31 protein-coding genes, 1 riboswitch and 1 other annotated feature are annotated in these 25,784 nt (G+C 35.7%); of the genes, 6 read left to right on the forward strand and 25 right to left on the reverse strand.

Annotated elements, in window-relative coordinates:
- Positions 1 to 83 precede the first annotated feature (83 nt).
- A complete protein-coding gene (gene comX / locus ACQKMI_RS00720; RefSeq protein WP_323647134.1) occupies positions 84 to 245 on the reverse strand; it encodes a competence pheromone ComX in 162 nt (53 codons plus the stop codon).
- A 446-nt stretch (positions 246 to 691) separates the two neighbouring features.
- Here comX and ACQKMI_RS00725 point away from each other — a divergent pair, with 446 nt between their 5' ends.
- Positions 692 to 1,921: a DUF418 domain-containing protein gene (locus tag ACQKMI_RS00725; RefSeq protein ID WP_427486727.1), complete on the forward strand. Its 1,230-nt coding sequence runs from the start codon at positions 692 to 694 to the stop codon at positions 1,919 to 1,921.
- 135 nt (positions 1,922 to 2,056) lie between these two features.
- On the opposite strand, the gene gcvPB is transcribed toward ACQKMI_RS00725, so the two are convergent.
- The 16 genes from gcvPB to ACQKMI_RS00805 form a co-directional block, all read right to left on the reverse strand.
- Positions 2,057 to 3,520 (reverse strand): aminomethyl-transferring glycine dehydrogenase subunit GcvPB, encoded by a 1,464-nt coding sequence (gene gcvPB, locus ACQKMI_RS00730; RefSeq protein WP_427486729.1) that lies wholly within the window; start codon positions 3,518 to 3,520, stop codon positions 2,057 to 2,059.
- A complete protein-coding gene (gene gcvPA / locus ACQKMI_RS00735; RefSeq protein ID WP_427486730.1) occupies positions 3,513 to 4,859 on the reverse strand; it encodes an aminomethyl-transferring glycine dehydrogenase subunit GcvPA in 1,347 nt (448 codons plus the stop codon). The genes gcvPB and gcvPA overlap by 8 nt, the downstream gene beginning before the upstream one ends.
- A 24-nt stretch (positions 4,860 to 4,883) precedes the next feature.
- Positions 4,884 to 5,987, reverse strand: a complete 1,104-nt coding sequence (gene gcvT / locus ACQKMI_RS00740) for a glycine cleavage system aminomethyltransferase GcvT (RefSeq protein WP_427486731.1) — start codon at positions 5,985 to 5,987, stop codon at positions 4,884 to 4,886.
- Between the two features lie 278 nt (positions 5,988 to 6,265).
- Positions 6,266 to 6,358: riboswitch (glycine riboswitch) on the reverse strand.
- Between the two features lie 144 nt (positions 6,359 to 6,502).
- Complete coding sequence (locus ACQKMI_RS00745; RefSeq protein WP_427486732.1) at positions 6,503 to 7,018, reverse strand: shikimate kinase; 516 nt, start codon at positions 7,016 to 7,018, stop codon at positions 6,503 to 6,505.
- Between the two features lie 19 nt (positions 7,019 to 7,037).
- Entirely contained in the window at positions 7,038 to 7,238 is a 201-nt protein-coding gene (locus tag ACQKMI_RS00750; RefSeq protein ID WP_427486733.1) for a hypothetical protein, read from the reverse strand.
- Positions 7,216 to 7,641: a competence type IV pilus minor pilin ComGF gene (gene comGF / locus ACQKMI_RS00755; protein ID WP_427486735.1), complete on the reverse strand. Its 426-nt coding sequence runs from the start codon at positions 7,639 to 7,641 to the stop codon at positions 7,216 to 7,218. Before comGF ends, ACQKMI_RS00750 begins: the two co-directional genes overlap by 23 nt.
- Positions 7,634 to 7,951, reverse strand: coding sequence for a hypothetical protein (locus ACQKMI_RS00760; RefSeq protein ID WP_427486736.1), 318 nt, complete (start codon positions 7,949 to 7,951; stop codon positions 7,634 to 7,636). The genes comGF and ACQKMI_RS00760 overlap by 8 nt, the downstream gene beginning before the upstream one ends.
- On the reverse strand, positions 7,944 to 8,384 hold the full coding sequence (comGD, locus tag ACQKMI_RS00765) for a competence type IV pilus minor pilin ComGD (protein ID WP_427486737.1): 441 nt from the start codon (positions 8,382 to 8,384) through the stop codon (positions 7,944 to 7,946). Before comGD ends, ACQKMI_RS00760 begins: the two co-directional genes overlap by 8 nt.
- Positions 8,384 to 8,722 (reverse strand): competence type IV pilus major pilin ComGC, encoded by a 339-nt coding sequence (gene comGC, locus ACQKMI_RS00770; RefSeq protein WP_427486738.1) that lies wholly within the window; start codon positions 8,720 to 8,722, stop codon positions 8,384 to 8,386. Before comGC ends, comGD begins: the two co-directional genes overlap by 1 nt.
- A 10-nt stretch (positions 8,723 to 8,732) precedes the next feature.
- On the reverse strand, positions 8,733 to 9,806 hold the full coding sequence (comGB, locus tag ACQKMI_RS00775) for a competence type IV pilus assembly protein ComGB (protein ID WP_427486739.1): 1,074 nt from the start codon (positions 9,804 to 9,806) through the stop codon (positions 8,733 to 8,735).
- The gene (comGA, locus tag ACQKMI_RS00780; protein ID WP_427486741.1) at positions 9,784 to 10,803 is read right to left on the reverse strand and encodes a competence type IV pilus ATPase ComGA; all 1,020 of its coding nucleotides are present in this window, start codon (positions 10,801 to 10,803) and stop codon (positions 9,784 to 9,786) included. Before comGA ends, comGB begins: the two co-directional genes overlap by 23 nt.
- Positions 10,804 to 11,262: 459 nt before the next feature.
- Complete coding sequence (locus ACQKMI_RS00785; protein WP_427486742.1) at positions 11,263 to 11,706, reverse strand: hypothetical protein; 444 nt, start codon at positions 11,704 to 11,706, stop codon at positions 11,263 to 11,265.
- A 442-nt stretch (positions 11,707 to 12,148) separates the two neighbouring features.
- Positions 12,149 to 12,733 (reverse strand): ABC-2 transporter permease, encoded by a 585-nt coding sequence (locus ACQKMI_RS00790; RefSeq protein WP_427486743.1) that lies wholly within the window; start codon positions 12,731 to 12,733, stop codon positions 12,149 to 12,151.
- Complete coding sequence (locus ACQKMI_RS00795) at positions 12,726 to 13,592, reverse strand: ABC transporter ATP-binding protein (RefSeq protein ID WP_427486744.1); 867 nt, start codon at positions 13,590 to 13,592, stop codon at positions 12,726 to 12,728. Before ACQKMI_RS00795 ends, ACQKMI_RS00790 begins: the two co-directional genes overlap by 8 nt.
- Positions 13,593 to 13,596: 4 nt before the next feature.
- Positions 13,597 to 13,968: a GntR family transcriptional regulator gene (locus tag ACQKMI_RS00800; protein WP_323651503.1), complete on the reverse strand. Its 372-nt coding sequence runs from the start codon at positions 13,966 to 13,968 to the stop codon at positions 13,597 to 13,599.
- Positions 13,969 to 14,377: 409 nt separating this feature from the next.
- Positions 14,378 to 14,590, reverse strand: a complete 213-nt coding sequence (locus tag ACQKMI_RS00805; protein WP_427486745.1) for a hypothetical protein — start codon at positions 14,588 to 14,590, stop codon at positions 14,378 to 14,380.
- A 432-nt stretch (positions 14,591 to 15,022) separates the two neighbouring features.
- Between ACQKMI_RS00805 and ACQKMI_RS00810 the strand changes: the two genes are divergently transcribed.
- Positions 15,023 to 15,733: a helix-turn-helix transcriptional regulator gene (locus ACQKMI_RS00810; protein WP_427415810.1), complete on the forward strand. Its 711-nt coding sequence runs from the start codon at positions 15,023 to 15,025 to the stop codon at positions 15,731 to 15,733.
- A 119-nt stretch (positions 15,734 to 15,852) separates the two neighbouring features.
- Positions 15,853 to 16,095, forward strand: a complete 243-nt coding sequence (locus ACQKMI_RS00815) for a DUF2626 family protein (protein ID WP_024361272.1) — start codon at positions 15,853 to 15,855, stop codon at positions 16,093 to 16,095.
- A gap of 193 nt (positions 16,096 to 16,288) precedes the next feature.
- Here the strand turns inward: ACQKMI_RS00815 and ACQKMI_RS00820 are convergent, their stop codons facing one another.
- Positions 16,289 to 16,933 carry an MBL fold metallo-hydrolase gene (locus ACQKMI_RS00820; protein WP_323651505.1) on the reverse strand — a complete coding sequence of 215 codons (645 nt, stop codon included), beginning with the start codon at positions 16,931 to 16,933 and terminating at the stop codon, positions 16,289 to 16,291.
- Positions 16,934 to 17,101: 168 nt separating this feature from the next.
- On the opposite strand from ACQKMI_RS00820, the gene ACQKMI_RS00825 reads away from it, so the two are divergent.
- The gene (locus tag ACQKMI_RS00825) at positions 17,102 to 17,281 is read left to right on the forward strand and encodes a DUF2759 domain-containing protein (RefSeq protein ID WP_427486746.1); all 180 of its coding nucleotides are present in this window, start codon (positions 17,102 to 17,104) and stop codon (positions 17,279 to 17,281) included.
- Between the two features lie 290 nt (positions 17,282 to 17,571).
- Here the strand turns inward: ACQKMI_RS00825 and ACQKMI_RS00830 are convergent, their stop codons facing one another.
- The 4 genes from ACQKMI_RS00830 to rpmG all read right to left on the reverse strand — a co-directional run bounded on the left by ACQKMI_RS00830 (position 17,572) and on the right by rpmG (position 21,095).
- Positions 17,572 to 19,467 (reverse strand): LTA synthase family protein, encoded by a 1,896-nt coding sequence (locus ACQKMI_RS00830; protein WP_427486747.1) that lies wholly within the window; start codon positions 19,465 to 19,467, stop codon positions 17,572 to 17,574.
- 271 nt (positions 19,468 to 19,738) lie between these two features.
- Positions 19,739 to 19,948 (reverse strand): YqgQ family protein, encoded by a 210-nt coding sequence (locus ACQKMI_RS00835; RefSeq protein ID WP_427486748.1) that lies wholly within the window; start codon positions 19,946 to 19,948, stop codon positions 19,739 to 19,741.
- A 1-nt stretch (position 19,949) separates the two neighbouring features.
- Positions 19,950 to 20,534 carry a 5-formyltetrahydrofolate cyclo-ligase gene (locus tag ACQKMI_RS00840; protein WP_427486749.1) on the reverse strand — a complete coding sequence of 195 codons (585 nt, stop codon included), beginning with the start codon at positions 20,532 to 20,534 and terminating at the stop codon, positions 19,950 to 19,952.
- A 411-nt stretch (positions 20,535 to 20,945) separates the two neighbouring features.
- Positions 20,946 to 21,095, reverse strand: a complete 150-nt coding sequence (gene rpmG, locus ACQKMI_RS00845; protein ID WP_008408521.1) for a 50S ribosomal protein L33 — start codon at positions 21,093 to 21,095, stop codon at positions 20,946 to 20,948.
- A gap of 159 nt (positions 21,096 to 21,254) precedes the next feature.
- Between rpmG and ACQKMI_RS00850 the strand changes: the two genes are divergently transcribed.
- Together ACQKMI_RS00850 and ACQKMI_RS00855 are read left to right on the forward strand one after the other, a co-directional pair.
- Complete coding sequence (locus tag ACQKMI_RS00850) at positions 21,255 to 21,698, forward strand: hypothetical protein (protein ID WP_427486750.1); 444 nt, start codon at positions 21,255 to 21,257, stop codon at positions 21,696 to 21,698.
- Between the two features lie 3 nt (positions 21,699 to 21,701).
- Positions 21,702 to 22,196 (forward strand): hypothetical protein, encoded by a 495-nt coding sequence (locus ACQKMI_RS00855; RefSeq protein WP_427486751.1) that lies wholly within the window; start codon positions 21,702 to 21,704, stop codon positions 22,194 to 22,196.
- An 80-nt stretch (positions 22,197 to 22,276) separates the two neighbouring features.
- Here ACQKMI_RS00855 and ACQKMI_RS00860 read toward each other — a convergent pair whose 3' ends face one another.
- The 3 genes from ACQKMI_RS00860 to ACQKMI_RS00870 all read right to left on the reverse strand — a co-directional run bounded on the left by ACQKMI_RS00860 (position 22,277) and on the right by ACQKMI_RS00870 (position 25,770).
- Entirely contained in the window at positions 22,277 to 22,849 is a 573-nt protein-coding gene (locus tag ACQKMI_RS00860) for an anthranilate synthase component II (protein WP_427486752.1), read from the reverse strand.
- The gene (gene trpE / locus ACQKMI_RS00865; protein ID WP_427486754.1) at positions 22,846 to 24,231 is read right to left on the reverse strand and encodes an anthranilate synthase component I; all 1,386 of its coding nucleotides are present in this window, start codon (positions 24,229 to 24,231) and stop codon (positions 22,846 to 22,848) included. Before trpE ends, ACQKMI_RS00860 begins: the two co-directional genes overlap by 4 nt.
- A 164-nt stretch (positions 24,232 to 24,395) precedes the next feature.
- Positions 24,396 to 24,660, reverse strand: a binding site (T-box leader).
- Between the two features lie 39 nt (positions 24,661 to 24,699).
- On the reverse strand, positions 24,700 to 25,770 hold the full coding sequence (locus ACQKMI_RS00870) for a mechanosensitive ion channel family protein (protein ID WP_427486755.1): 1,071 nt from the start codon (positions 25,768 to 25,770) through the stop codon (positions 24,700 to 24,702).
- Positions 25,771 to 25,784: the final 14 nt, after the last annotated feature.

The raw sequence follows: 25,784 nt of genomic DNA on the forward strand, positions 1-25,784 counted from the left end.
GCTATAAGTAACATAAAGTAAATAGCATCCCAATATGAGATAAGTACTTATAGCAAGCCAAAGCCAGTTTTTTTTAAAAGCTTTTAGAACCAAAAGCCTGTACTTTCTAATCGTACCTCTTCATCAAAGGATGTAATGATCGCATTTAGTTCAAGTTCTGTAACACCAAGTAGAGAAGCCTTTTTTTCTTTTAACAAAGTTATCAACGACGGATTTTGCTCTAAATATTGAATCATGTTAATCATAATATCTCCTCATTTCATTAATTTTTTTATAGTTACACTTCCCGAAATATAATTAACAATTATTTACAAGGAATTAATAACCATAAATGTAACTACACCTCCATTATACTACCGTTTTACTTTTAATCAACAATATTTTCTACATTTCGCTAAATAAATAATAGATTAAGTAGCAATTCTACATATTGTACTAATTTTCAAAATGTTTAGCTTTGATACTATTATAAACTTCCATAACTTTTATATAAAAAAACATATTCTATCTTCTTATTTTATTTATTGATAAATCCCTCTTCCCATCTAACTCTTCGTTTCACAAATTACAATCCTTCAATTTCCTTATAAAATCTTGATAATTATCATTTAAAGTTTCATTAACAAAGGTTTTTTCAACAGGAACCACTTGTTAAATGAACAAAATATTAATCAAAAGGATGGATGATTATATGAAGCAAAAGCTTTTACCTATATCTTCCAAAGAGCGGATTGAAACACTCGATGTTTTAAGGGGGTTCGCATTATTAGGAATCATATTAGCCAATATTGTTTGGTTCCTTTACCCTGCCTACATGCAGGAAGATTTAAGTTTTAAAAATGAATGGACTTCTTTTTGGATTCAAGCCGATTATACCGTTCATACTATTCTTACTATGTTTGTCGATGGAAAATTTGTCATGTTGTTTTCTATGTTGTTCGGTTTTGGAATGGTTATTATGCAGGAAAGAGCCGCCGCAAAGCAACTAAACTTTTGGGGAATTTATTCTAGACGACTTATTGCGTTATTTATTTTTGGTTGTATCCATGCTTATTTCATTTGGTTCGGAGATATTTTAACAGACTATGCAATCTTGGGGTTATTACTCCTTTTCATGCATAAGTTAAAACCTAATGCTATGTTAATCATTAGCGTAACTTTATATAGCTTATATTTTGGATTATATACGTTAGGAGCTCTATCCTCCGATTCTACGATGATGTCAATGACAATGTCAGTGGAAAGTCGTCAGCTTATGCAATTTACGATAGATGCCCATCAAAATGGAAGTATTCAAGAATTAATGAATGCTAATTTTATGGAAAGAACTTATTATACAATGCGTAATGGATTATATGTTCTTTCTCTAGGCAACCCTATACTTTATTTATTTACAAATCTTCCGTACTTACTAATGTTCTTATTCGGAGCAGCTGTTGCGAAGAAAAAATGGCTTCACCGTTTTGAAGAATATCGAAAAGGCTATTTCATTACGTGGTTGCTTACATTTATTTTTGGTGGAACATTGTGCTGGATCTTGCCTTTCCTTTTAGAAAATTTTTCAGGTGTTCAATATATTAGCTCACCACTCCTAACAATCTTTTATGCCATTAGTTTAATCTTTATTTATCACACCGTGAAAGGGAAGAAAGTTTTACAGTGGTTAGCGTTCCCTGGAAGAATGGCATTCACAAACTATATCGGCCAATCTATTATATGTACATTTTTATTTGGACCATTTGCATTCGGCGTATACGGAAAACTCCACTTAACGACAGCTATCATCATTGCCATTGTCATTTTTGTGTTCCAAGTGATTTTTAGTAAGCTATGGTTATCCAAATTCCGCTTCGGGCCGTTAGAATATGTTTGGAGGTCATTCACTTATTTAAGTATTAAAAAGGAATCTAAAGATGTATAGCTTATGTGAAGATCAACTGTAAGTTTTCGATATTCCCATTCTGTCTCATTGATCTGGCTATTTTGCCTTTAAAATTCCTAAAAAAAAGCGTCCAACAAGTATCTAAATACTTATTGGACGCCTTATGGCAGTTAATTATGCTTTTTGATAGCGAAGCACAGGTGTACGAGCAGCGCGTGTTTCGTCTAAACGAGATACGACTGTTGTATGTGGTGCTTCTTGTACGATTGATGGGTTTTCTTCTGTTTCTTTTGCAATTTGGATCATTATATCGCAGAATGCATCTAATGTTTCTTTAGATTCTGTTTCTGTTGGCTCAATCATTAATGCCTCTTCCACATTTAATGGGAAGTAAGTTGTTGGTGGATGGTAGCCAAAGTCTAACAGACGTTTTGCGATATCTAAAGTACGAACGCCAAGTTTCTTTTGACGACGACCTGATAATACAAATTCATGCTTACAATGACGGTTATATGGTAGATCGTAGAATGGCTCTAAGCGACGCATCATATAGTTTGCGTTTAGTACTGCATATTCTGTTACAGCTTTTAAGCCATCTGGACCCATTGTACGGATATAAGTGTATGCACGTACGTTGATACCAAAGTTACCGTAGTAAGGTTTAACACGTCCGATTGATTGTGGACGGTCGTAATCGTAGTGATACGTTCCTTCCTCTGTTCTTACTAAAACTGGTTTTGGAAGGAATGGAATTAAATCTGCTTTTACACCTACTGGACCTGAACCAGGACCACCGCCACCGTGAGGACCTGTAAATGTTTTGTGTAAATTTAAGTGTACACAGTCAAAGCCCATATCACCAGGACGCGCTTTACTCATAACTGCGTTTAAGTTTGCACCATCATAGTATACTTTACCGCCAACAGAGTGAATAAGCTCTGCCATTTCGATAATGTTTTCTTCAAATAGACCAAGTGTATTTGGGTTTGTTAGCATTAATGCAGCTGTATCAGAACCAACTACTTTGCGCAAATCTTCAATATCTACTAAGCCATTTTCATCTGATTTTACAGTGATAGTTTCAAAGCCTGCAACAGTTGCCGATGCTGGGTTAGTACCGTGAGCAGAGTCAGGAACGATAACTTTATTACGATGGCCTTCACCGTTTGCTTCGTGGAAGGCACGAATCATCATTAATGCTGTCCATTCACCATGTGCACCCGCCGCTGGTTGTAATGTCACTTCATCCATACCTGTAATTTCTACTAATGAAGTTTGTAGATCGTAAAGAAGCTCCATTGCACCTTGAGCTGTTGATTCATCCTGTAATGGGTGCACATTAGCAAAGCCAGAAATTCGTGCAACAGCCTCATTAATTTTAGGATTATATTTCATCGTACAAGAACCAAGAGGATAGAAGCCAGAGTCTACACCGTGGTTTCGACGAGATAGTGCTGTATAGTGACGCATAATATCAAGTTCAGATACTTCTGGTAATTCCGCTGCTTCCGCACGTACTAAGTTTGCAGGAAGTAAATCTGCAAGATCAACCTCTGGTACATCAAGTGCTTCTAAGCTGTAGCCTACGCGACCTTCTTTGGAAATTTCAAAAATGAGTGATTGTTTTTCGTTATGCATTAAGAGCCCCCATTTCTGCAACAAGTGCATCAATTTCTTCCTTCGTGCGTAATTCTGTTACAGCGATTAGCACGTGATTTTTAAGAGAGTCATATGTTTGACCTAAAGGATAACCACCGATGATACCTTTTTCAATTAAGCCTTTATTAATTTCTTTCACACATTTATTTGACTTCACAACTATTTCGTTAAAGTGTGCACCTTGGAATGCTACTGTGAAGCCTGCCGCTTCAAAGGCATTTTTAGCATAGCGAGTTTTCGCGATATTTTGCATAGCCATTTCACGAACGCCTTCTTTACCTAGAGCAGTCATTGCTACAGAAGCAGCAAGTGCAAGAAGCGCTTGGTTCGAACAAATATTAGACGTTGCTTTATCACGACGGATATGTTGTTCACGTGCTTGTAATGTTAAAACATAACCACGACGGCCTTCACCATCTACTGTTTCACCAACAAGACGACCAGGAACTTTACGCATTAGCTTCGTTGTTACTGCAAAGAAACCACAGTGTGGGCCACCGAATGCTTCAGAAATACCGAAGACCTGTGCATCCCCTACACAAATATCAGCACCTAGCTTACCAGGTGGTGTTAAAATTCCTAGTGCAAGCGGATTTGAAGAGACAACAAATAAACTTTTTGCCTCATGCGCAATATCGCCAATTACTTGTAAGTCCTCTATTTGACCAAAGAAGTTAGGATATTGTGAAATAACAGCTGCCGTATTATCATCAATTAATTCCTTTAAAGCTTCTACATCTGTCACACCATCTTTTTGTGGAACCGTAACAATTTCAATGGATTGACCGTATGCATATGTAGCAACGACATCACGATACTCGGGATGAACCGTTTCAGATACTAAAATTTTCTTACGGCGTGTATGGCCAGCTGCAAGCATACCAGCTTCAGCTAATGCCGTTCCTCCATCATACATAGAAGAGTTTGCTAGATCCATACCTGTAAGCTCTGCAATCATCGTTTGGAATTCAAAAATTGCTTGTAATTCCCCTTGAGAAATTTCTGGCTGATAAGGAGTATACGCTGTGTAAAACTCTGAACGAGAAATAACATGGTCCACGATAACCGGTTTATAGTGGTTGTATACGCCTGCACCTAAAAACGATACGTTAGCATTTGTATCTTTATTTTTCGCAGCCATTGCCGTTAATTCTTTTAATAAAGCTGATTCAGATTTTGCTTCTTTAATATCATATAGGCCTTTAAAACGTACTTTTTCTGGGATATCCTCAAATAACTCATCAACTGAGGATACACCGATTACGTCTAACATTTCTTGTTTATCTTGCTCCGTCATTGGTAAATAACGATGTTTCATAAATGTAGGTCCCTCTTTTCAATATTATTTTGAACGCTTGTAAAACGGTGTTTCAACTGTTACTACTTTTAAGTGCTTACCACGAATTTCGATTTCTAATTCAGTTCCGATAGTTGCGAATTGACTGTCAATTAATGCGTGACCAACATTACGTTTAGAAGAAGGAAGCTGTGTACCTGTTGTCACTTCACCGATTTCCTTACCATCCTTAAACACTTTGTAGCCATGACGAGGAATTCCTTTATCAATCATTTCAATGCCCACAATTTTACGTGACAGCCCATTTTCTTTTTGCGCCACTAATGCATCATGACCATTAAAGTCCTCTTTATTTAACTTCACAGCAAAACCAATACCAGCCTCAAGAGGTGAAATTGTTGCTGATAGCTCTTGCCCGTATAATGGAAGACCTGCTTCAAAACGAAGTGTATCACGGCAGCCTAAACCTGCAGGAACTACACCTTTGTCTTTTCCAGCCTCTAAGATTTTACTCCATAATGCTTTAATATCTTCTGGAGAGCCGTATAGTTCAAAACCATCTTCTCCTGTGTAACCGCTACGAGATACTAATGCTTGATGACCAGCAACTTCAACATCTGCTTGGAAACGGAAATATTTAATCGTTTGTAAATCAGTCTCTGTTAATGTTTGAAGAAGCTCTTCTGCTAATGGACCTTGAAGGGCAATTTGTGCATAAGCCTCTGATTGGTTGTCGATCGTCACATCATATTGATGTTGATTTTCCATCATCCAATCATAATCTTTTTCAATATTTGATGCGTTCACGCATAATAAATAATGATTGTCTGCTAATTTATACGTTAATAAATCATCGACAACACCACCATCTTCATAGCACATTGCATTATATTGCGCTTGACCTACTGCAATTTTGGAAATATCATTTGTCAAAAGATTTTGTAAAAAATCTAGTGAATTAGGTCCAGTTACTAAAATCTCACCCATATGTGATACATCAAATAAGCCAGCACGATTACGTACTGCATCATGCTCTTCTTTAATAGAAGAGAATTGCACTGGTAATTCCCATCCACCGAAGTCAATTGTTTTACCGCCATGTTTTGCATATTCTTCAAATAGAGGTGTACGTTTTAATTCGTTCGTCATTGTTTTTGCCCCCTTATTGTTCGTTACATTTTTACTTGTAGTAGTTCGTCTGTTTTTTTAGTTGTACAGTCATGCTTTCCCTGTTTGTTCATCCAAATAAAGAGGAACTAACAACATTAGGTAAAACATTTAGACATAAAAAAAGACAGACGAACCCCTTTTCGGGATTCTCTGTCCTTGCACCTGAAAGTTACACCAGACTGGCTCGCATTGCTACAATGCCAATCAGCCGGCTTTCCCCTTTGGTGGCTGTTGTAATACAGCTCTCTCCAGAGTTGCGTCTTATACGAGTCCTTTTACCTGAGAGATTCATAACACTTTGTTACTTGCTCCTTCGGTGACGTCTACACGTGCTCTCCCCGTATAATCATCCGCCCAAGTTTCAACTTGGTACTATTTAGTATTCAATGAACATTAAGTAACTTATTTGTCTATATCCTAACATTAATTGCATTGAAAAGGCAATCATTTTTTAATTTATATTAAAACACGAACATTAAAATAAACATAATGTATCATAGTTCGCTTTTTAGCCTTTTAACTTGGAATACTAAATACTCAAGAATTTGGCGGATTGTTCTCCCCTCCGTTAACACTTGTATATGCCCTACTTCACGATAGAACTTTCTTCTGTAATGATACAGCTGCTCTAAATCCTCTTTCGTCGAGCTCTGTACAATCGGTCTGTTCGGATCATGCTGTATTCGTTTGTAAATATCTTCGAATGTCGCATCTAAAAAAAATACGAGTCCACTACGTCTCATTATTTTTCGATTTTCAGCATTGATTGCCACTCCACCGCCTGTTGAAATAATACAAGCTTCGTCTCGGAAGTTTTTCAAAAATTCTGTTTCTATTTCTCGAAAACGCGCTTCTCCGTATTTTTCAAATATCTGCGGAATTGTCATACCCTGCTGTCTAACAATCTCACGATCCATATCGTAATAAGGCATCTTTAACAAATAGCTTAAACGTCTTCCTAACGCACTTTTTCCGGAGCCCATAAAGCCAACTAAATATATTTTTCGCATTCGAATCACCTTCTTATAACTACGATTCTACACTGTCTGACAAAATTTGTCCTAATAAATTTATCGTAGCTCGAACATTCAGCTTTTCTAGGCCTTCATATGTTCGAAACTGAATCTCATAAGACGTACAATACGTAAGGACAAAAGTAGTTACAAAAAATAATAATGCAATCGCAATTAAAAAAATAGCCCCTTTGTCATTTTTCAATAACTGGAACATAGAAAGTTCGCTCCTTTTTACTACCACTTGGAAGTTCAACAGCTACTGTTAACATATTTTCTTCATATTTGAACTGGCATTTATTAATACCAATCAGCATCGGTACATGACCACCATTTACTTGATCACGAATAATATTGTTGTAACAATCAATATTATGAATGGTATCTGCTACTTGGAAGGTTATTCTCTTTTGATCTTTTCGAATCGTAAATGAAGAAATATCATTTATATACATATTCAAATCATAAACAAAAAGCTCCCACTTTGATTGTTCATCAGATAGCACCGTTGTTTTCATTTCAGCAAACCAAAGCATAATGAACACAACAAGATGCGCAATAAGCACAAATACAACTAATTGAAACAATGCTTCTAATAATGTATAGCCTCTCTCATTCATCGACTTCACCTGTCAGTTGTATACATTTTTTACGTAATTCTCGCGTATTTTGAAAGCTTACGCATATCCCTTGCCCATTCATAAACCACTGAAATTCTATATTTTCAACTGTTTTAGTGCCTTCCGTTTGCTTTAGATAGCGATAATGCTTTAAGCCTTCGTAGGCCGTTTCAGCTGCGATAACCTCCAACTTCTTATTATAAAGAGTCGTTTTCATCGTATAGCTAACTGGTATTAATGTCGTGCATATTAACATGACAATGACTACTGATAATATTGTTTCCACAAATGAATAACCAGATTCATTCAACCCTTGATCTCCCTCGTCCTAATGTAATCACAACCTTTTTATTGCCTTGAGGCGTTTTAAAATAAACAGTCCCCGGCGTCATAACGTTCCCATTATAGTTGTATATAATCGTGTAAATTGAACTCGATGCAGGCATAAACTCAACCCCTTCCGGAAAAGGACGTTCATATAATTCTGTAAAAATATTCTTTTTAATAATGTATCTCTTTGATGAATTCTCAAACTTCATCGAGATATATTCCCTTTGATGCATACTATAAGTTTGTATATATTGGATATCTAATTGAATTTGTGTAAAAAATTGCTCAAGCTCCCTAGTCTCCGCTGCTTTTAGCGAATACTTGACGACAATCGCCGACAAACACATAACGATAAACAATACAATTAGCATTTCAACAAACGTATAGCCACGCTCGCCTTTAATAACATCCATCAGTTACTAGAACCAGTATCGGTAGAGGTTTTCGCCAATCGTACCTCCCCATCCTTAGTTATCATAATCTCTTCTTTATTAGGGCAGGTCGTTTCATTCTTCTTCAAATAGCCTTTCGCTACCAAATCTTGAATTGTTGGATAAGCCATAAAATCTACTCGATAGGCCTCTACCTGCCCTTGTACCATGCTCACATACGCTTTACAGCCCTTCTCATCGACGGTAGCAAAATGTTTTGTAACATTAGGGATTGTAATTAAAATTAATATGGAAATAATTAGAAGAACAATTAACATTTCAATCAAGGTAAAACCTGCTTGCTGCTTTATACGTTTCATTATTATCCTCCTATACTAGTTCAATCATGTGATATATTGGCAATAATAAACTTACATATGCGGCAACTATACACATCGCAATAATGATAAAGAAGGTTGGCTGCACAAACGCAAGGATTTTATGCAATAGTTGCTCTTGCTTTTCTGTCAATAATTCGCTGTACAGTACTAGCTCTTTTCCTAAATAGCCACTTTGCTCTCCATGTTCGACAAATGTCGAGAAATCCTTCTGCCATATCGTCATCAAATTAACTGCTTGTGTTAGCGTATCACCTAAAATAACACGATCCTTTATACATCGCGCTAGATATTGTAGAAACGGTTGAAGTCGCTGCTCCTCTAAAATTCGTAGGCTTGCCTGTAAAGAAAACCCACTTTGTAGCAGACTCCCTAAATAAGCAGCGAATTGTCTCGTCAAAGACATTCGTATATAAATCCGAATCAAAGGAGTTTTAAGGTTAATATTTAATTGGCGAGCAATCGGACGTCGTTTGAGATAAAGATAAAAAATCAAAACGCTACAAAATACTGCTATGCCCGCGAACATTAATACATCAGGAAAATGCAATAGTGCTTTTGACAAAGCAATGCTTGTCTCCTCAGTGCCGGACGTTCGACTAGTCACCATTTTTTCGATATTAGGAAAGAATATGGTGCGAAACACTATAAACAACAGCAACATAAATAAAATAAGTACTACTGGATATAGGAGTAGCTTCATTAATTTTTTCTTCATCGTTTCACTCAAAGTCATTTGCTTCGCCACGCCTTTTAACGTCTCTACCATATGTCCATTGTTTTCTGCAACTGTAATGGCTACTAAATGGTGTTTTGGAAGTTGTAATGCTTCAAACACTCCTGAAACACCGACTCCTTGTCTTAGCTTTTCATTGATTAGCTTTTGTATGTCTTCATGTGCTTCAATATGATGAGGTAAAAGAATAGAAATAGCCTGCGGAAATAAATAACCTTCCTGCATTAACACGCTTAATCGACTAAAAAAATGGGCTTGCTCCTTTACGCGCCATTTTGTTGCCTTATTGTAAGCCAAGTGAATTCTTTCAATAAACTTTCGTATTCGCATAGTGATGACTCTCTATCATTTCTTTTTGACCTGCAAGTGTTAAATCATGTGGTAGCTCATAGCTAGTTTTTTGCATAATTGCTTGGATGGCCATTTGAAGATGAACATCGCTTAATATTTCAAACAATGCACGGCGTTCTTCTTGCATTATGGGAGATTGAAAAAGTGTTTGAGCTACTATACCTACCACAGTTTGACGGAGTTCTTCAACTGAAATACCTAAGTCAATAAATCGATAAAGGCAGTTTACCGAATCCTTAGCATGAATGGTCGAGACCACTAAATGGCCTGTTAACGAAGCTTCGACCGCGATTTTTGCAGTCTCTTTATCACGTATTTCACCAATCATAATAACGTCCGGTGAGTGGCGTAAAATTGCCTTTAAGCCTGCAGCATATGTAACGCCAGCTCGTTCGTTTACTTGAATCTGCAAAAGATTAGCTTGATTATTTTCTACAGGGTCTTCTAAAGAAATGACATGACGATTTAACTCTGTCGAACAGTAATGGATAAGAGAATACAAGGATGTTGATTTACCAGAGCCTGTTGCACCTGTGAAACATAAAAGTCCTTGTTGATGTTTCACTAGTTCCATCAACATGTTTGCTGCATATTTGGAATAAGATAAGGAAGTAAGTGGGAATGTATGATTTTGTAGAAGTAGACGGATAATTAGGCTTTCTTTTAAAAATACGGAGGGAAGTGTCGAGACACGACAGGCATATTGATCTTGTTCCATAGCTTTTTGGAAGGAGCCGCTTTGGGGTTTTCGCCGCTCGCTAATATCTAATGCCGCTGAAAATTTATAAAAGGAAATCATTCGTTCCGCAAGATCGTTTGGTAACTCACCTGCTTGGAGTAGCTTATCATATTTGCGAAAATAAATACGATATCGCTCACTTTCCGGAACTAATAGTAAATCTGATGCACCGAAATGATAGGCTTTTAGTAAAAGTTGCTCACATTTTCGTTCAACAACCGTTTCAAAATTCTGCATATTCGCACCCCTCTTCTGGTTTATTCGAATCTGACCGCTCTATTCGTTATGTCATAGTATAGATAGGAACCTGTAGCAAGAAAAGCCCTTTTCTTAAAATAAAAATTTGCTTTAAAATTTCCTATCAAACATGTTTTTTGCTATAAAAATGTGGATAACGTGCTAATTTCCACTAAATGTACTACGGTTCGTTCAAGGTTGTTAGCATTATGCTCATATTTGAAATTATACAATTCTGCTGTATTCGATAAATGAAAGAGGCTACCAAAAATAATATGGCAGCCTCTTTATTCTTCTAATCACTTATTTAAATCTCTTTTATTAAGGTAAATATGATAATAGACAATTCCCCTACTAGAAAGATAACCGTTTTTTCATATTAACTATTATTTTGCAGCCAATCATCAATGGATTTTTCCAAGGTTTTTTCTTGGTTCATCTGAAGGATCTAACTCCAATTTATATATACAGTAATTTCCCCCCCTCTACAGTACCAGTATTTTTTGGCACATCTAAAATACCACCGTAATAAAATTCCCACACGTTTTCACTTACATGATAAGCTGTTACTGCATGAATGATATCATTATTATCATTATATCTAGTAAAATGACAATGATTGTGTAGAAACATAGTATATTCAGATAGTTCATAATCAAATTGATTCAAAACTTTTGATGCTAACTCTTCATAAATATCCGTTTCCATATGGACAAGGTAACTAATTTCACCTTCAGTAATCTGAGTAGACACATCCTTAATGGACTTCATCTTTAGATATTCTTCAATATATTCTTGAATTCGTATAATGTTTACAGAGGAAAATCTCTCTACCAAATAAATATTATAATGTAACTTCAATACTAATATTTCCCCTCCTAATTCTTGTGATTTTTGAAACATTATCTATTATAGTCAGGCAATCACTGGTAGGACGGTGCTAAATTGTTCATTTTTTATAGCACTTTTTGGATATAATCAATCGAAAAGACTTAAGATACCCACTACAAATAATATAGTCTTTTTAATATAAATACATTTCTAACATATTAAGTATTGAGACCTATATAACGAAGCGAACACTATACTAATATAAAAACCATTAAGGAAAGTAACTCCTTAATGGTCCTAAAATCTAACTATTCATTTGAACGCGTCCATTCTACCTTTAGTTATACAAGTTTCGAATGGGCTAGATATGGTTCATATTCTTTATTCTTTTCAAAATCATAAATAACAGAAACAAAGGCAAAAAAATTCATTTTAGGTTATTTTAGGTTTCCCTTTCATTACGAAAACACCCGCTGAAAGGAGTTAAAAAAATGTTTAATAGTAAAAACTACATTTAGAATATTTTTCGCTGATAAATAACTGTAGTAATTCCCCATGAAATAGCATAGATTGTGATTATAGTAATTACCGCGCTCATATATAAAATTTGTAAAGGTATATTAACAATAAAATCACTTATAAATGGCACAATAGGTTCTGTTACTTTAGTTAGAATAATAAAGCTAATGAGAACTACTAATGTAAGGTAGCCTGACTTGAATATTTGGAATAACGGAAAAGTAAAAGCAACAAACAATAAAAATAATCCGCTACTGATTACAATATCAGTAATTGTAAAAGGTTTATCAAAAACAAACAGGGTTAAACTTGTTACTACAATAGTTAAAAACATATATACAATAGCACCTATGTAACGTGATGAGATAATTTCTTTACGAGTGTACGGTAAGGAGTTTAATAGAATATTCGTTTCTGCTTTCTCATCGTAAGCACACGTATTAAAGGGGATATAAATACTAGCAACGAGAAATACCAAAACTGGTGATGTGTCAAAAATAACAAAGACTAAAATAAAGGGGATAAAAACCACCAAATACTTTTTCTGCAATATAACATCACGTCTGATCAAATTAAGCATGGTTCAACTCCTCCTTAAAGTAGTACATTATATCTTCTAAAGAGGCACGTTCAATTACAACACTGTCTCCGAAAACTTCATTTACAGAACTTCTATCTTTCGTTAAAGCTTCAAATCCCGTTGATGCACGATGAACATGCACAAATGCTTTTTCAGTGTCTCTATCTAGAAGATCTAGCCCTCCTTTCACTAGTGCATAATTTTCAGCTAACTCATGACCCGAATGATTAAATGTTAATTTCCCATTCTGCATAAAAGCTATATAATCTGCAATACGGTCTAAATCAGTTGTAATATGTGTAGAGATAAAGATAGTACGACTACCATCAAGCATTAACTCTTGTAATAAATTTATGAACTCTCGTCTAAAGATTGGATCTAAACCTGCTGTTGGCTCATCCATAATAATTAACTCTGCATGGTGTGACAAAGCTATCGCTAATGATACCTTCATTTGCATGCCTTTTGAGAAAGTTTTTATAGGTTTATTTAATGGTAAATCGAATTTTTTTACATATTGATAAAACAATGTATCATCCCAGCTTTTATAGGCCGGACCAACAATTAACCTTATATCCTTTAAGTTCAACCCTTCAAAAAATACATTTTCATCATATACAAACCCAATACGCTCTTTAATCTCTTTTTCATGTGTTTTGTAGTCCAACCCAAAAAGTTTAACCTCCCCAGTATCTGGCTTCAATAAATTCATTATCATTTTTATTGTTGTCGTTTTTCCGGCACCATTTGCCCCGACAAATCCTGTTATGTAACCTTTCTTCACTTGTAAGTTAAGATTCTCAATAGAAAAACCTTTGAATTTTTTGCTTATATTACTTATTTCAATGACATTTTCCATTGCTTCACTCCTCATTTAAAATGCTCAATAATTCTTGCAATTCATTAAGTGACATCCCTATTTCTCTGCTGTTTTTGATGACTGCACTCAACTGCTCTTCAATAACTTTTAGTTTTTTCTCTTTGATTACCTCTAAATTTTGCTCCGCGACAAAAGAGCCCTTACCTACAATGGAATAAATAAAACCAGCCTTCTCTAATTCTTCATAAGCACGCTTGGTTGTGATCACGCTAATCTGTAAATCCTTTGCTAATTGACGCATAGAGGGTAATGCTGTCCCTTCCAAGAGGTCACCTGTTAAAATCAACGACTTAATTTGATTTGTAATTTGTTCATAGATTGGTTCCTTTGAACTATTTGAAATAATGATTTGCATGCTAATCCCTCTTCTTCATTTGTTGATTGAGAAATAATAGAAAACCCCTCAATATAACACAATATATATACACTTTATACACATTTTACACATTGCTAAATACATTGCAACTATTTTATTTAATAAGAGTAGTTGAGCTAATTATTTTCAAGATCAAGGAGTAAAGGGCAGTGCAATTGTTAGTTTTTTTCAATCGATATAACTGAATCAAAATGATTATTTACATTTCAAATCTGTACAGGGTCCTCTAATGAAATGGCATGTCGATTTAGCTCTGTCGAACAAAGTTGAATAAAAGTATATTTCTATTTAAACTATAAGTAAAAAACCTTACATCGTATTAGGTGCTATTGCAGATCCAAGTCCAAATAAAGGTAAAAGCTCTTATAGTTTCTATTAGCTTTTAAGTTTATTTTTTTGAGTTTTTGAATGTAAAGTAATATCTTGAGACTGTATAGATAAATACTATTTCAATTATCAACCACCACTGAAAACCAAACCCAGTATTTTCCTCATCAAAAACATCAAAAATTCCCCAAATTAATAAAGTTGCGAGTACAAAAGCGAGCGTACATCTTGAAGCTTCTGGAATGTTATCATTGTTTTTATCTTTATTATTCATATCTAGCCCCATCCCCCATAATTCAAATATATTTCTATATCCCTTGAAAGACTGGAACAATGGCAAAAGTTGATCGTATTTTTTATTTTTATCTCAAAATTCAGTAAATTAAATCCCCTCTTCTAGTTCATTCGAATTTGACCGCTCTATTCGTTATTTCCTAGTAAAGATAGGAACCAATCACGAAAAAAGCCCTTTTCTTAAAATAAAAATTTGCTATAAAATTTCCTATCAAACATGTTTTTTGCTATAAAAATTTGAATAAAGTGCAAATTTCCACTAAAAATGAACAATATCTTAGGAAAAAGTTAATATTTATGCCTAAAGGAACTGTATCTTTTTCAATAATACAATATAATAGAATCAACATGGTTTTTTTTCTAAGACTTGGTAAAAGAAATAACATTCAAAAATTACATAGAGGTGAAGTAAATGATCCATCCATTAAAAATTACTGGTACATTAGCCGATGAAACTAGATACTCTATTTATGAGTACATCCTAAAAGAGAAGAAAACTGTAACGGTCCAAAACATCGCTGATAAATTCGGCATACATCCAAACGTTGCACGTCTACACTTAACAAAGCTATCAGAAATCAATATCATCACAGCTGATTTTGCTAAAACTGGGAAAGGCGGCAGACCTGGTCGTGTTTATAAGGCCTCAGATAAAGGTGTATCATTAACGTTCCCGAGACGTGATGAGGATCGACTATTAAAATGGGCAATCCAATTAATTCAAGAATTCGGACCATCTGCACTAGAAAGATGCAAGGACATTAGCTACCAAGACGGTTATCAACAAATGAAGAATTATGTAAATGCTGAATTACAATTAAATAATACCCTTTCCTTCGAACAAAAGCTTCAACTATTAACTGACAATGCTGCATTAATTGGCTATATTCCGCAAGTTCAACAAACAGAACACGCCAAAAAAGTAACGTTCTCCATTTTTAATTGTCCATTCCAGGGGCAGCTTACTACTCATTCAGAAATTGTTTGTTCTTTACATGAATCTTATTTAAAGGGACAGGTAGATGCGCTATTTTCGGGCAATGATTTTCTACAAATTGATAGCATGATACATAATTGCGATTTATGTAAATATGAAATAAACGTGACAGAAATCGATAACTAACTTTTAAAATCCAATGGTTTGTCACAAAGAAGAAGAAGTTCCAGTTTACAGATACCTTTCATATCATTTATAATGAGTAAGAGATTATTGTGTCGTGGGCAAAAGGAGGGGAAATCTTCATGGATAATATGTATAAAGTTATGGCATTCTGGACAGGTATTTTTGCAGTTATGTTCTACCTTGGTGGTATGAACGAAGTATCGCTATTATTCGTAGGTAATACAGGTTTATTCTTATTATTAGGCTTCTTAAACCTTTCAGAACGTATGTACATGTACATTTTCGGAGCATATTTAACTGTATTCTTTGCTGGCTTCACGTACTATACAACATTCATTCACGTACCTGGTGGCGGTCATTAATACAAAGAAAAACGCGTGTCTCATCTAATATGAGACATGCTTTTTTTATGTAAATTTATTCACCAGATACAGAAAATATAGATGATTATAGATCAAAGCATAGTAAAATCCCCCTTTGCAATATGAAATGCCAGGGGGATTTTATAGTATAAATTCTCCAAGTTCATCACCAAAAGTTTTGGGATGTCATTTATTAAAAACCATTCAAAAAAGGATTTGTCTCCATTTCTGCACCGACTGTTGTATAACTACCATGACCGGGGTAGATAATAGTATCTTCAGGTAAAGTCAATAGCTTATCATGAATGGAAGCAAGTAATGTTTTTGTTGAGCCTCCAAGTAAATCCGTACGACCTACACCTTGCTCAAAGAGTGTATCTCCAACAATAGCAAAGCCATCATTTTCAAATATATATGAAATACTACCTGGTGAATGTCCTGGCGTAAAAATTGCTTTAAAGCCAAAATCGCTGATTTCAAATAGTTGTTCTTTTTTAATTATATTTTCTTCAGCTGGAGCGCCGACAATATAATCTGGTAATGCTGCGTATTTACTAGAGCCATTTTTTGTTGGATCTCCTAACCAGCTTACTTCTTTTTCATGAATCCATAATGGCACATTAAAAGCTTCGCGGACAGCATCTACGGCTCCGATATGATCGAAATGCGCATGTGTTAAAAAAATGGCCAATGGTTTTAAGCCGTTACTACGTATTGCCTTGATAATTCGATCGGCTTCTTCTCCTGGATCAAAAATTATGCATTCCTTATTTTTATTCGATACGATATAACAATTCGTTTGGACAGGTCCAAGTGAATAACTTCGTACGTTCATCATTGCTATCACCTCATTTTCAATTATACAGCCTTTACCACAATTTGACGATAAATGTTCATAGTTTAAGCTATTTTAGTTCTCGACAAAAACAGGTAGAACGTTTACAATTAAGGAGGAATATTGTTGACGACATTCATTTTCTGATGTCGAAAGGAGTGTCAATTTTTAATGAACTTATTAATGGTTATTTTTGGTCTAGTAGCAATTTTAGCTGTAGTTGGTACATTCCAAGCACTTAAAGAAAAAAACCTTTTAAGCGTTGGTTTCAACTTATTAAGTGCGGTAGTATTCGGTTGGTTCGTAATTATGACTGTAATTCATAGCGGATACCCACCAACATTACACTAAAATTCAGACAAAAAAAAGAGCAGTCTCTATCATGAGACTGCTCTTTTTTCTATCCTTTTTATAGTTATTTCCTATTTGAGCTGTTCTTTTTGACCTTTCGAACAGTCACAATTAATTCTCCACCTTTTCTAACACGATACCTTAAGCTGTTTATTTGGCTTCCCATACGCTCTCATTTAAGTGTTAAAAGATATATGTAATATGTACGTCACTTCTGCTGAAAACAGGCTAATGAACGCTGATTGAACAACAAAAAAGAGATCTCACTAAACATGAGATCTCTTTTTTATTTACTTAACTGCCCCTTGCTTCAAATTACCTGTCTTTTGGTCATAGAAGCGGAGTAAATCACCGTTAATGATGGCATCAGAACTTTCTAGTTCTTTCGTAGCTCGATCAGCGTATGGCTGACATGGCTCACCTTCAATTTCTTCACCAGTTGCTTTGTCATAGCAAGCTTCACCAGCATATACATATTTATCTGTTACAAAACGACCGTCACGGAAAACAACGAAATCTTCATGCTCTGGAGAGAATAGGTCTGCACCAAGTTGCATATCCTTTGAAGTTTCAACGCCAAGAAGGTGTAAAATTGTTGGACGTAAATCCATTTGTCCAGCAACTTCTGTCATTTCTTTACCATCACCTGATCCAGGGATATGGATGAATAATGGTACTTCTTGTAACATTGCATTATTAAATGGTGTAATGCTTTCTTTTCCTAAATATTGAGCCATCGCTTTGTTATGATTTTCTGAAATACCATAATGGTCACCATACATTACAATAATAGAGTTATCATATACACCTTGATCTTTTAAGCTTTGGAAGAAGTCTTTAAGTGCTTCATCCATATAACGAACTGTTTGGAAATAACGATTTAATGTACCTGAGTTTGACGTATATTCAGGAATCATTACATCATCTGGGTCCAATGTGAATGGATAGTGGTTCGTTAAAGTAATTAGTCGAGAATAGAATGGCTGTGGCATATCTTTCATTAATGCTGCAGATTGCTCTAAGAATGGGACATCTTTCATACCCCAGTTAACAGCTTGCCCTTCGCCAATCTTATATGAATCTATGTCATAAAATTTATTAATGTGTAATGATTGATACATCATGTCACGATTCCAGAATGATTTATTATTCGGGTGCATGACATTTGTAAAATAGCCATTATCTCCAAGGCGCTCAGCCATTGAGTTATACGTATTTCCACCATGCGTGAAGAATACTGCACCACGGCCTAAGCCGAACAATGAGTTTTCTGTAATAAACTCTGAGTCAGAAGTTTTTCCTAATCCAGTTTGGTGATAGAAGTTACTGAAATAATACGTATCTTTATCTTTTGATAAAGAGTTTAAGAATGGTGTAATTTCATGACCATCCATTTGATTATTAATCACAAAGTTTTGTAAAGACTCCATCGAAACAAGGATCAAATTACGCCCCTTGTATTTACCAAACATTTCAGGGTTGATCGCTGCTTGATTAGAACGAATATAGTTGTTCACTTCTACTAATTCACTGCCATCTGCTAATGCGCGTTGAGCAGAAGATTTTGATTGAATATAAATATCATACAAATGGTAGTTATACGTACCAATGTTTTTCACAAGTAATTCACGGTCAAAGCTACGTGTTAACAATTGTGGACGCTCTGTTTCAGCTAACCCTAAGTTTAAGAACGATACAGCAATCGCTAATACGAAGTACGCGCGACGGAATTCCACATTGACTTTTACTGCGTCTTTCATTTTAGGTAAATATTTATTCGCTAATATTAGAATAAGTACGTCTACGAAATATAATAAATCCCAAGGGCTGACAATCGCTGCTACTGAAGTTCCTAGATCACCAAAGTTACTCGTTTGGAATAATACCGGTATCGTAATAAAGTCGTTGTAGAAACGATAGAACGCCACATTTCCGTATAAGACAATCGATAAAATAACACTAATCGTAATTATATAACGACTTTTAACTTTTGGCGATTTAAAGAATAACGATATACCATAAGCAAATAGCACGAAGCTCAATGGATTAATAAACAAAATAAATTGTTGCATCGCATTCTCGAGTTTCATCTCAAAGCTTGTGTGATAAACAATGACCGTTTTTATCCAAGTTGCTACAATTGCTAGTATCATAAACGAATGTTTAGGCCACTTTATTGATTTCATTCCTAACATCCTCCTTACTTTCTTACAAAAAAAATAATAATTTTTTACAATTTGTTACTGAAACAAAATATATCTTAATCCTTTTTTTACAGATAATCAATAGATATATTTATGGAAAACTGTTCTCCTTGTTCGCGCAGGACAATAATATATACGTTTTTATTTGTAAAAAGTTTCACAAATCACAAAAACAGTGGAAAACCACTGTTTTAGAATATTACATACATGTTACATTATTTTTACAATACCCCAAATGAATTATTTTAAAACATTACTGGCTATTTTCTTTCATACGAAGTTTTGTTGTTTCTTGTCGAATTAGTAACAATGCCATTTGGTAATCTTTAATATCTAGTACATTCGCTTTATACAACTCGCGAACTTCATCCTCCATTAACATCAATTCACCAATCGGATCACGTGTGTAAATATAAGTGCCATATGTTTTTAGTAATTCATAAATATCTAACATTTTGTCCATTTTAGTTCGCTCCTCGTTGTGTTACACAGTCAAGACGTTTTGTCGGTGTCACAATGATATCTACTGGGCAATCGTGCGCTTCTCTAGGTACATGTTCATATAGTTGTTCGTTAAATAACAGAGACATGAGCTTACCCTTTTTATAGTTTAATACATAGCGATCATAATAACCACCGCCGTAGCCTATTCGATAGCCGAACTGATCAAAAACAACTCCTGGGACAAGGATCACATCCATTTCATTTGCGTCAACAAACTCACACTTTTCTGGAATTGGCTCACGCAAATGCATATATACAGTTTCAAGCTGGTCAAACGATTCGATGGCATAAAATGACATTTCTCTTGTTTTTGGATTACATTTAGGTACAGCCACTTTTTTATCAAGTTGCCACAGTTCTTCTATTAATTGAATTGTGTCGACTTCTGGCTTATTGGAAATGGTGATGCCGATTGTAGTTGCTTCTATTATATATGGTTCCTGTATCACTTTTTTTAATACAGCAAATGATTGATCGTGGTAAGATACTTCGCTCATTTCGGCAAGAGCTTCCCTTACCTCGTTCCGTAAAGTTGTTTTATCCATGTTAAGCTATCTCCTAATCAATTTCGCCTTGGCGTAATTGCGTCCGGATTTTGAATTGTGCTCAGGCCTGCACGAGGGCCGACACGATGTCGGTCATTTCGGTAATGCCACAGGACGTGGCGTTTTTACCGATGCAGGTCAGTTAGCCGATTTCGCAGGATGCGAAGGTTTTAGGCTAACATCCTTTATTCATTCCTTTGAAATTCCGTGACATCCGCCGGAGGCTTTATCTTCATTCAGTTGGTGGTATGGATACCCATTGAAAAGAAACTTTATCTTCATTCATCTCTCCACCTTCAGAGGTGGCAGTCTACTGTAGCTGACGCTTTGCTTTCGCTACAGAAAACATTTGCTGAATGAAGATAAAATGTAGAAAGCCAAAACCACATGTGGTTTTGGCTTAATGAGCGATTACTTAGTTTCACGGTGAAGAGTGTATTTCTTCTCGCGAGAGCAATATTTTTTAAGTTCAAGACGCTCTGGATTGTTACGCTTGTTCTTTTTAGAAATGTAGTTACGTTCGCCGCAATCTGTGCAAGCTAAAGTAATGTTTACGCGCATTATTAACCCTCCCACTCTATATCAAGAATTTAAATTTTGAGCATGATTTATACGACTAACCTATTATAACATAAACTGAAAAAAAATCTACCTTCATTTCATATTAAGTTTGCATATGGTAAAATACCTTATAATTACATACTTAATGAGGTGAAACTAGTGGATTTATCCATCATACTTATGATTGTGGGAATTCTCTTAATTATTGCGTCGTTCTTTTTCAAAAATAACGCGAAAAAAGTCGAACAAGATGTAGAGGAATTATCCATCTCTATTTTTCAAGAAACAAATAATTTAAAACGTCGTCTGAAAATTGTTGAGGAGGAGCTGTTATTAGAGCCAGAGTTTCAGGTTAAATCACCGTCAGCACAAAATAACACGGTACCAAATCCGAACATCCAACAGGTCATGCAAACTGTTCAGCAGGCTGCCCAAACATCGAAAACAGGACAAGCTGCTCCAAAAACGAAACCTATACATCAAATTATTATAAGTCAGGTACTTGAACTAAATAAGCAAGGTCTTTCTGTAGCCGATATAAGTATTCGTTCCAATTTAACAGAAGAGCAAGTCCGCCAAGTGATTGCAAACGGAGGTCGGTAATCTATGAATAAGTCCGCTATCCGCGCATTTGGCATTGCACTTTTTCTTGTCGGAGCTTTGCTAGCTTTAGCAGTTCGTTTTGATTTCAATATCGGTCTTCCAACTAAAGCTTCCAAAAACGCCGAACATGTAGAGGAGCTGCAAGAAAAACTCGATCAGGCAAATAAAGAAATTGCATTGTTAAAGGAGCAAGTTAAGCAAGCGCCGAAGGAAAACACGCAGAAGACAGATGTACCTAAAACAACGGCTAAAGACAAAGATGAATCGCCATCCCAAGGAAACCTTGCGACTATGACACTCCAAATTTATAGTGGTATGGAACCATATACTGTTGCGAAAAAGCTTGAAGATGGTGGCGTCATCGAAAATAGTGTTGAAATGGAACTTTTACTTGCTAATCCTAAATACGCTCGAAGCTTACAAATTGGTGCCTACGAGCTCAATTCTTCAATGTCCTTAGAGGACATTGCAAAATTGATTACAGGGAAAAAGCAATAATATTACTCTCCTATTTGTAAAAACGGCTGTCATCCAAAATCACAACTACTGATTTTGGATGACAGCCTATTTTGTTTCGTTTATGAAATTTGTTCTATGAAAGTTCGCATCATTACGCTGCCCTCTTGTGTCCCAATAGATTCTGGATGAAATTGTAGCCCAAAAAGTGGGTACTCCTTATGTTGAATCGCCATTATTTCCCCATCATCATTGGACTTTGCTAAAATATTAAACTCCTCATGTAACGTGCTTGGCTCAATGACGAGGGAATGATAGCGCATAACTTCAATTTTACCGTCTAACTGAGCAAATAAGCCTGTTTTTTCGTATTGAATCGTAGATAATTTTCCATGCATTATATGTTTAGCTTGAACGATGTTCCCCCCAAAAGCTTGCCCTATCGATTGATGCCCAAGACAAATGCCCAAAATCGGAAATTCCGTATAAAGCTCTTTGACAACATCCACTGTTATTCCAGCATCAATTGGCGTACCTGGACCGGGCGATAAAATAATCGCTTCTGGTTGCATTTGCTTAATTTCATCGATTGTCATTTCGTCATTACGTATTACTTTTACATCTTTTCCAAGCATACATATTTGCTGAAATAAATTATATGTGAATGAATCATAGTTATCGATCAATAAAATCATTGTTTTACCTCCAATAACGCGCGAGCTTTATTTAGTGTTTCCTCGTATTCTGACAAAGGTACTGAATCGTACACAATACCGGCCCCTGCCTGAACATGGGCACGATAATCCTTGATGATCATTGTCCGAATGGCTAGAGCTAAATCCATATCTCCTGTAGTAGAAATATAGCCTACTGCGCCAGCGTAGACACCACGCTTCACAGGCTCTAGCTCATTGATTAGCTGCATAGCGCGAATTTTCGGCGCACCCGAAACAGTACCGGCAGGCAAGCAAGCTCGGAGAACATCCAAAACATGTACATCCTCATGTAATTCACCGATAACCTCCGATACAATATGCATAACATGTTTATAACGCTCAATATTCATATATTTTATAAGCTTCACTGAACCCACTTTAGCAATGCGACCAAGATCATTTCGACCTAAATCCACGAGCATACGATGTTCCGCGATTTCTTTTTCATCATTTAATAGTTCTTCCGCAGTCGCATTATCCTGCTCCGTGGTTTTACCTCTAGGCTTCGTTCCTGCTATCGGATTTGTCGTGACCTTTCGATCCTTCACCTTGACGAGGCTTTCAGGAGATGTTCCTAAAATCGTATACGTACCAAAATCCATATAGAACATATATGGTGAGGGATTAGAAGTACGTAACTGACGATATAAAGCAAAAGGATTACCTGTATATGGTGAAGTGAAACGTTGTGATAAGACTATCTGGAAAATATCACCCTTACGAATATGCTGCTTCGCGCGATCGACCATTGCTACAAAATTTTCCTTAGAAATCATTGGTCTGAAATTTAGCTCTCCAAACGTCATGGCGTCAAATGTAGTTCCAGCATGAAGCTGCTTCTTCATCGTAGAAATAGCCAATTCCATTGCTTCAAGAGAACGCCCTTCATGAAATAAATCAATCGCCGCTAAAGTAATCTCTTGCTTTAAATGATCAAAAACAATAAATGTATCATAGAAAAAGATATGGACATCCGGCATTTCTAAATCATCCTGCAAGTATTCACCTATTTTTTCTGTATAAAACGCTGTTTCGTAACCAAAGAACCCGATTGCTCCTCCAAAAAAGGCGAAAGGATACTGTGTCTTATGAAATGGCATAACTTGCTGTAATTTTGTTAATACATTGTCATTCGATTTTTCTGTTTCTCCATCTTTGATAAAAGAATAACCATTCCTATCCCCAATTAGTTCTGCAATTGGGTTAACGGCAATAAACGAGTAACGCCCACTTTCTTCATGCTTGGCAGACGATTCGAAAAGCATTTTATGCTTCCCTTCCAGTGATTGATAAACGGAAATTGGTGTCATCATATCACCCTGTAATACCTTCATGGCAAACTTTCTAAGCTCAACTGTCATACTCTTTCTCTCCTTCTCTATGCTCTGCTCTTCTACACCAAAATCTATCAATTATGCAATGGCATTTTTGACGCTCTGTCATTTGTATAAACATTGCGTCCGGATTTTGAACTGTTAAACATTGTTCAGTCCAGCCAAAAACATATAAAAAGGCCTTTCCATCACAAAAGGACGGAAAAGCCGTGGTGCCACCTTCATTGGTCTTTATTAATTATGCCCAGCATAATTGCATTCAGCTAATGTTTGGATATCCGCTGAAAGAGTTAAAAGACCCTCTCTATGCCCTATAACGTGGGCAGACGCTAATCCATACTTTATTCAAGATTAGAGCTCCGAAGTCCATTCGCCATGTTTTTGTACTAGTTCCCACCAGCCACTAGCTCTCTAAAACAAATAATAATGGCTACTACTCTTCATCAAAGCTGATTGCATGTATTCATTGTAAAACAAGGAAACTAACAATTCAAATTATTTTTTAGTACTAACCCATTCATCTTCAGCCGGATTGGCTACTATAATATTTAGTTCTTGAAAGATTTGACGAATAGCAAACAAAATATCCTGTCGCACATTTAGCATCACTGCCGTATCATTTGTTGCCACAAAGAAACGTACAAGGACTCGATAGGAGGTTGGATAAAACTCATCTATACATACATGAATCATTTCTTTTTCTGTTTGAGCATGCAAATAAATTTCCTTATGAATGGCACTTAAAGCACTGCGTAATGTTTCTTCTTCATTTTCAGCAGCAACAAATAAAAAATGCTCACATTTTCGTTTTTCTCTTTTGGATAAATTATAAATTGGTCGATTTACCAAATATGAGTTAGGTACATAAACAAGCCCTTTATCCCCCGTTTGAATTAATGTACTTCGAAGATTAATATCTTCAATGGTTCCTTCAATTTTTTGGTCCTCTGTTGCTATCCAATCGCCAATTTGAAACGGGTTATCTAATGCGACTGACATCCCACCAAAAACATGCGCTAGTGTATCTCGAATACCGAAGGCAATCGCCACACCCGTTAAACCAATCCCCGTTAAAAAGCCATTCAAGTTAAAATCCCAGAATGAAGCAATCGTAAACATTGCCAATAACATGATTAGCACTTTTCCTATACGAAGAAAAAACGGTAAGAGGACGTTTGGTTCTTCTTCACTATTCAGCTGCAAAGGCTGTTTCGTATAAAAATGTAAAACATCATATACACCTTTAAAGGGGAAAAAAACAATAATGGACAAAACAAAATTCTTTGTCACTGCATTTGTAAATAAGTTTTCTTTTAATAAAATGGTTAAGCTGAGTACAATCACCGCAAACATGAATGCATAGCGTATCGCTTTATTAAATTGTGCGAGCACTGTTGACTGAAAGTTGCGCTGATGGTTTGTCAAAAATGTAACCGTACGATTAATTATTTTCTTTATAACAAAATGCTGAAAAAGCCAACCAACGACAAAAAGAGCGATGGCAATAATAACGTCCATCCATGTCGGTGCTGACATATTTGGTAATAACCATTTTAATGAATTCATATCATTCTCCTCTA

The sequence above is a fragment of the Lysinibacillus sp. NPDC097214 genome, assembly GCF_050277945.1.
Lineage (GTDB): Bacteria > Bacillota > Bacilli > Bacillales_A > Planococcaceae > Lysinibacillus > Lysinibacillus xylanilyticus_B.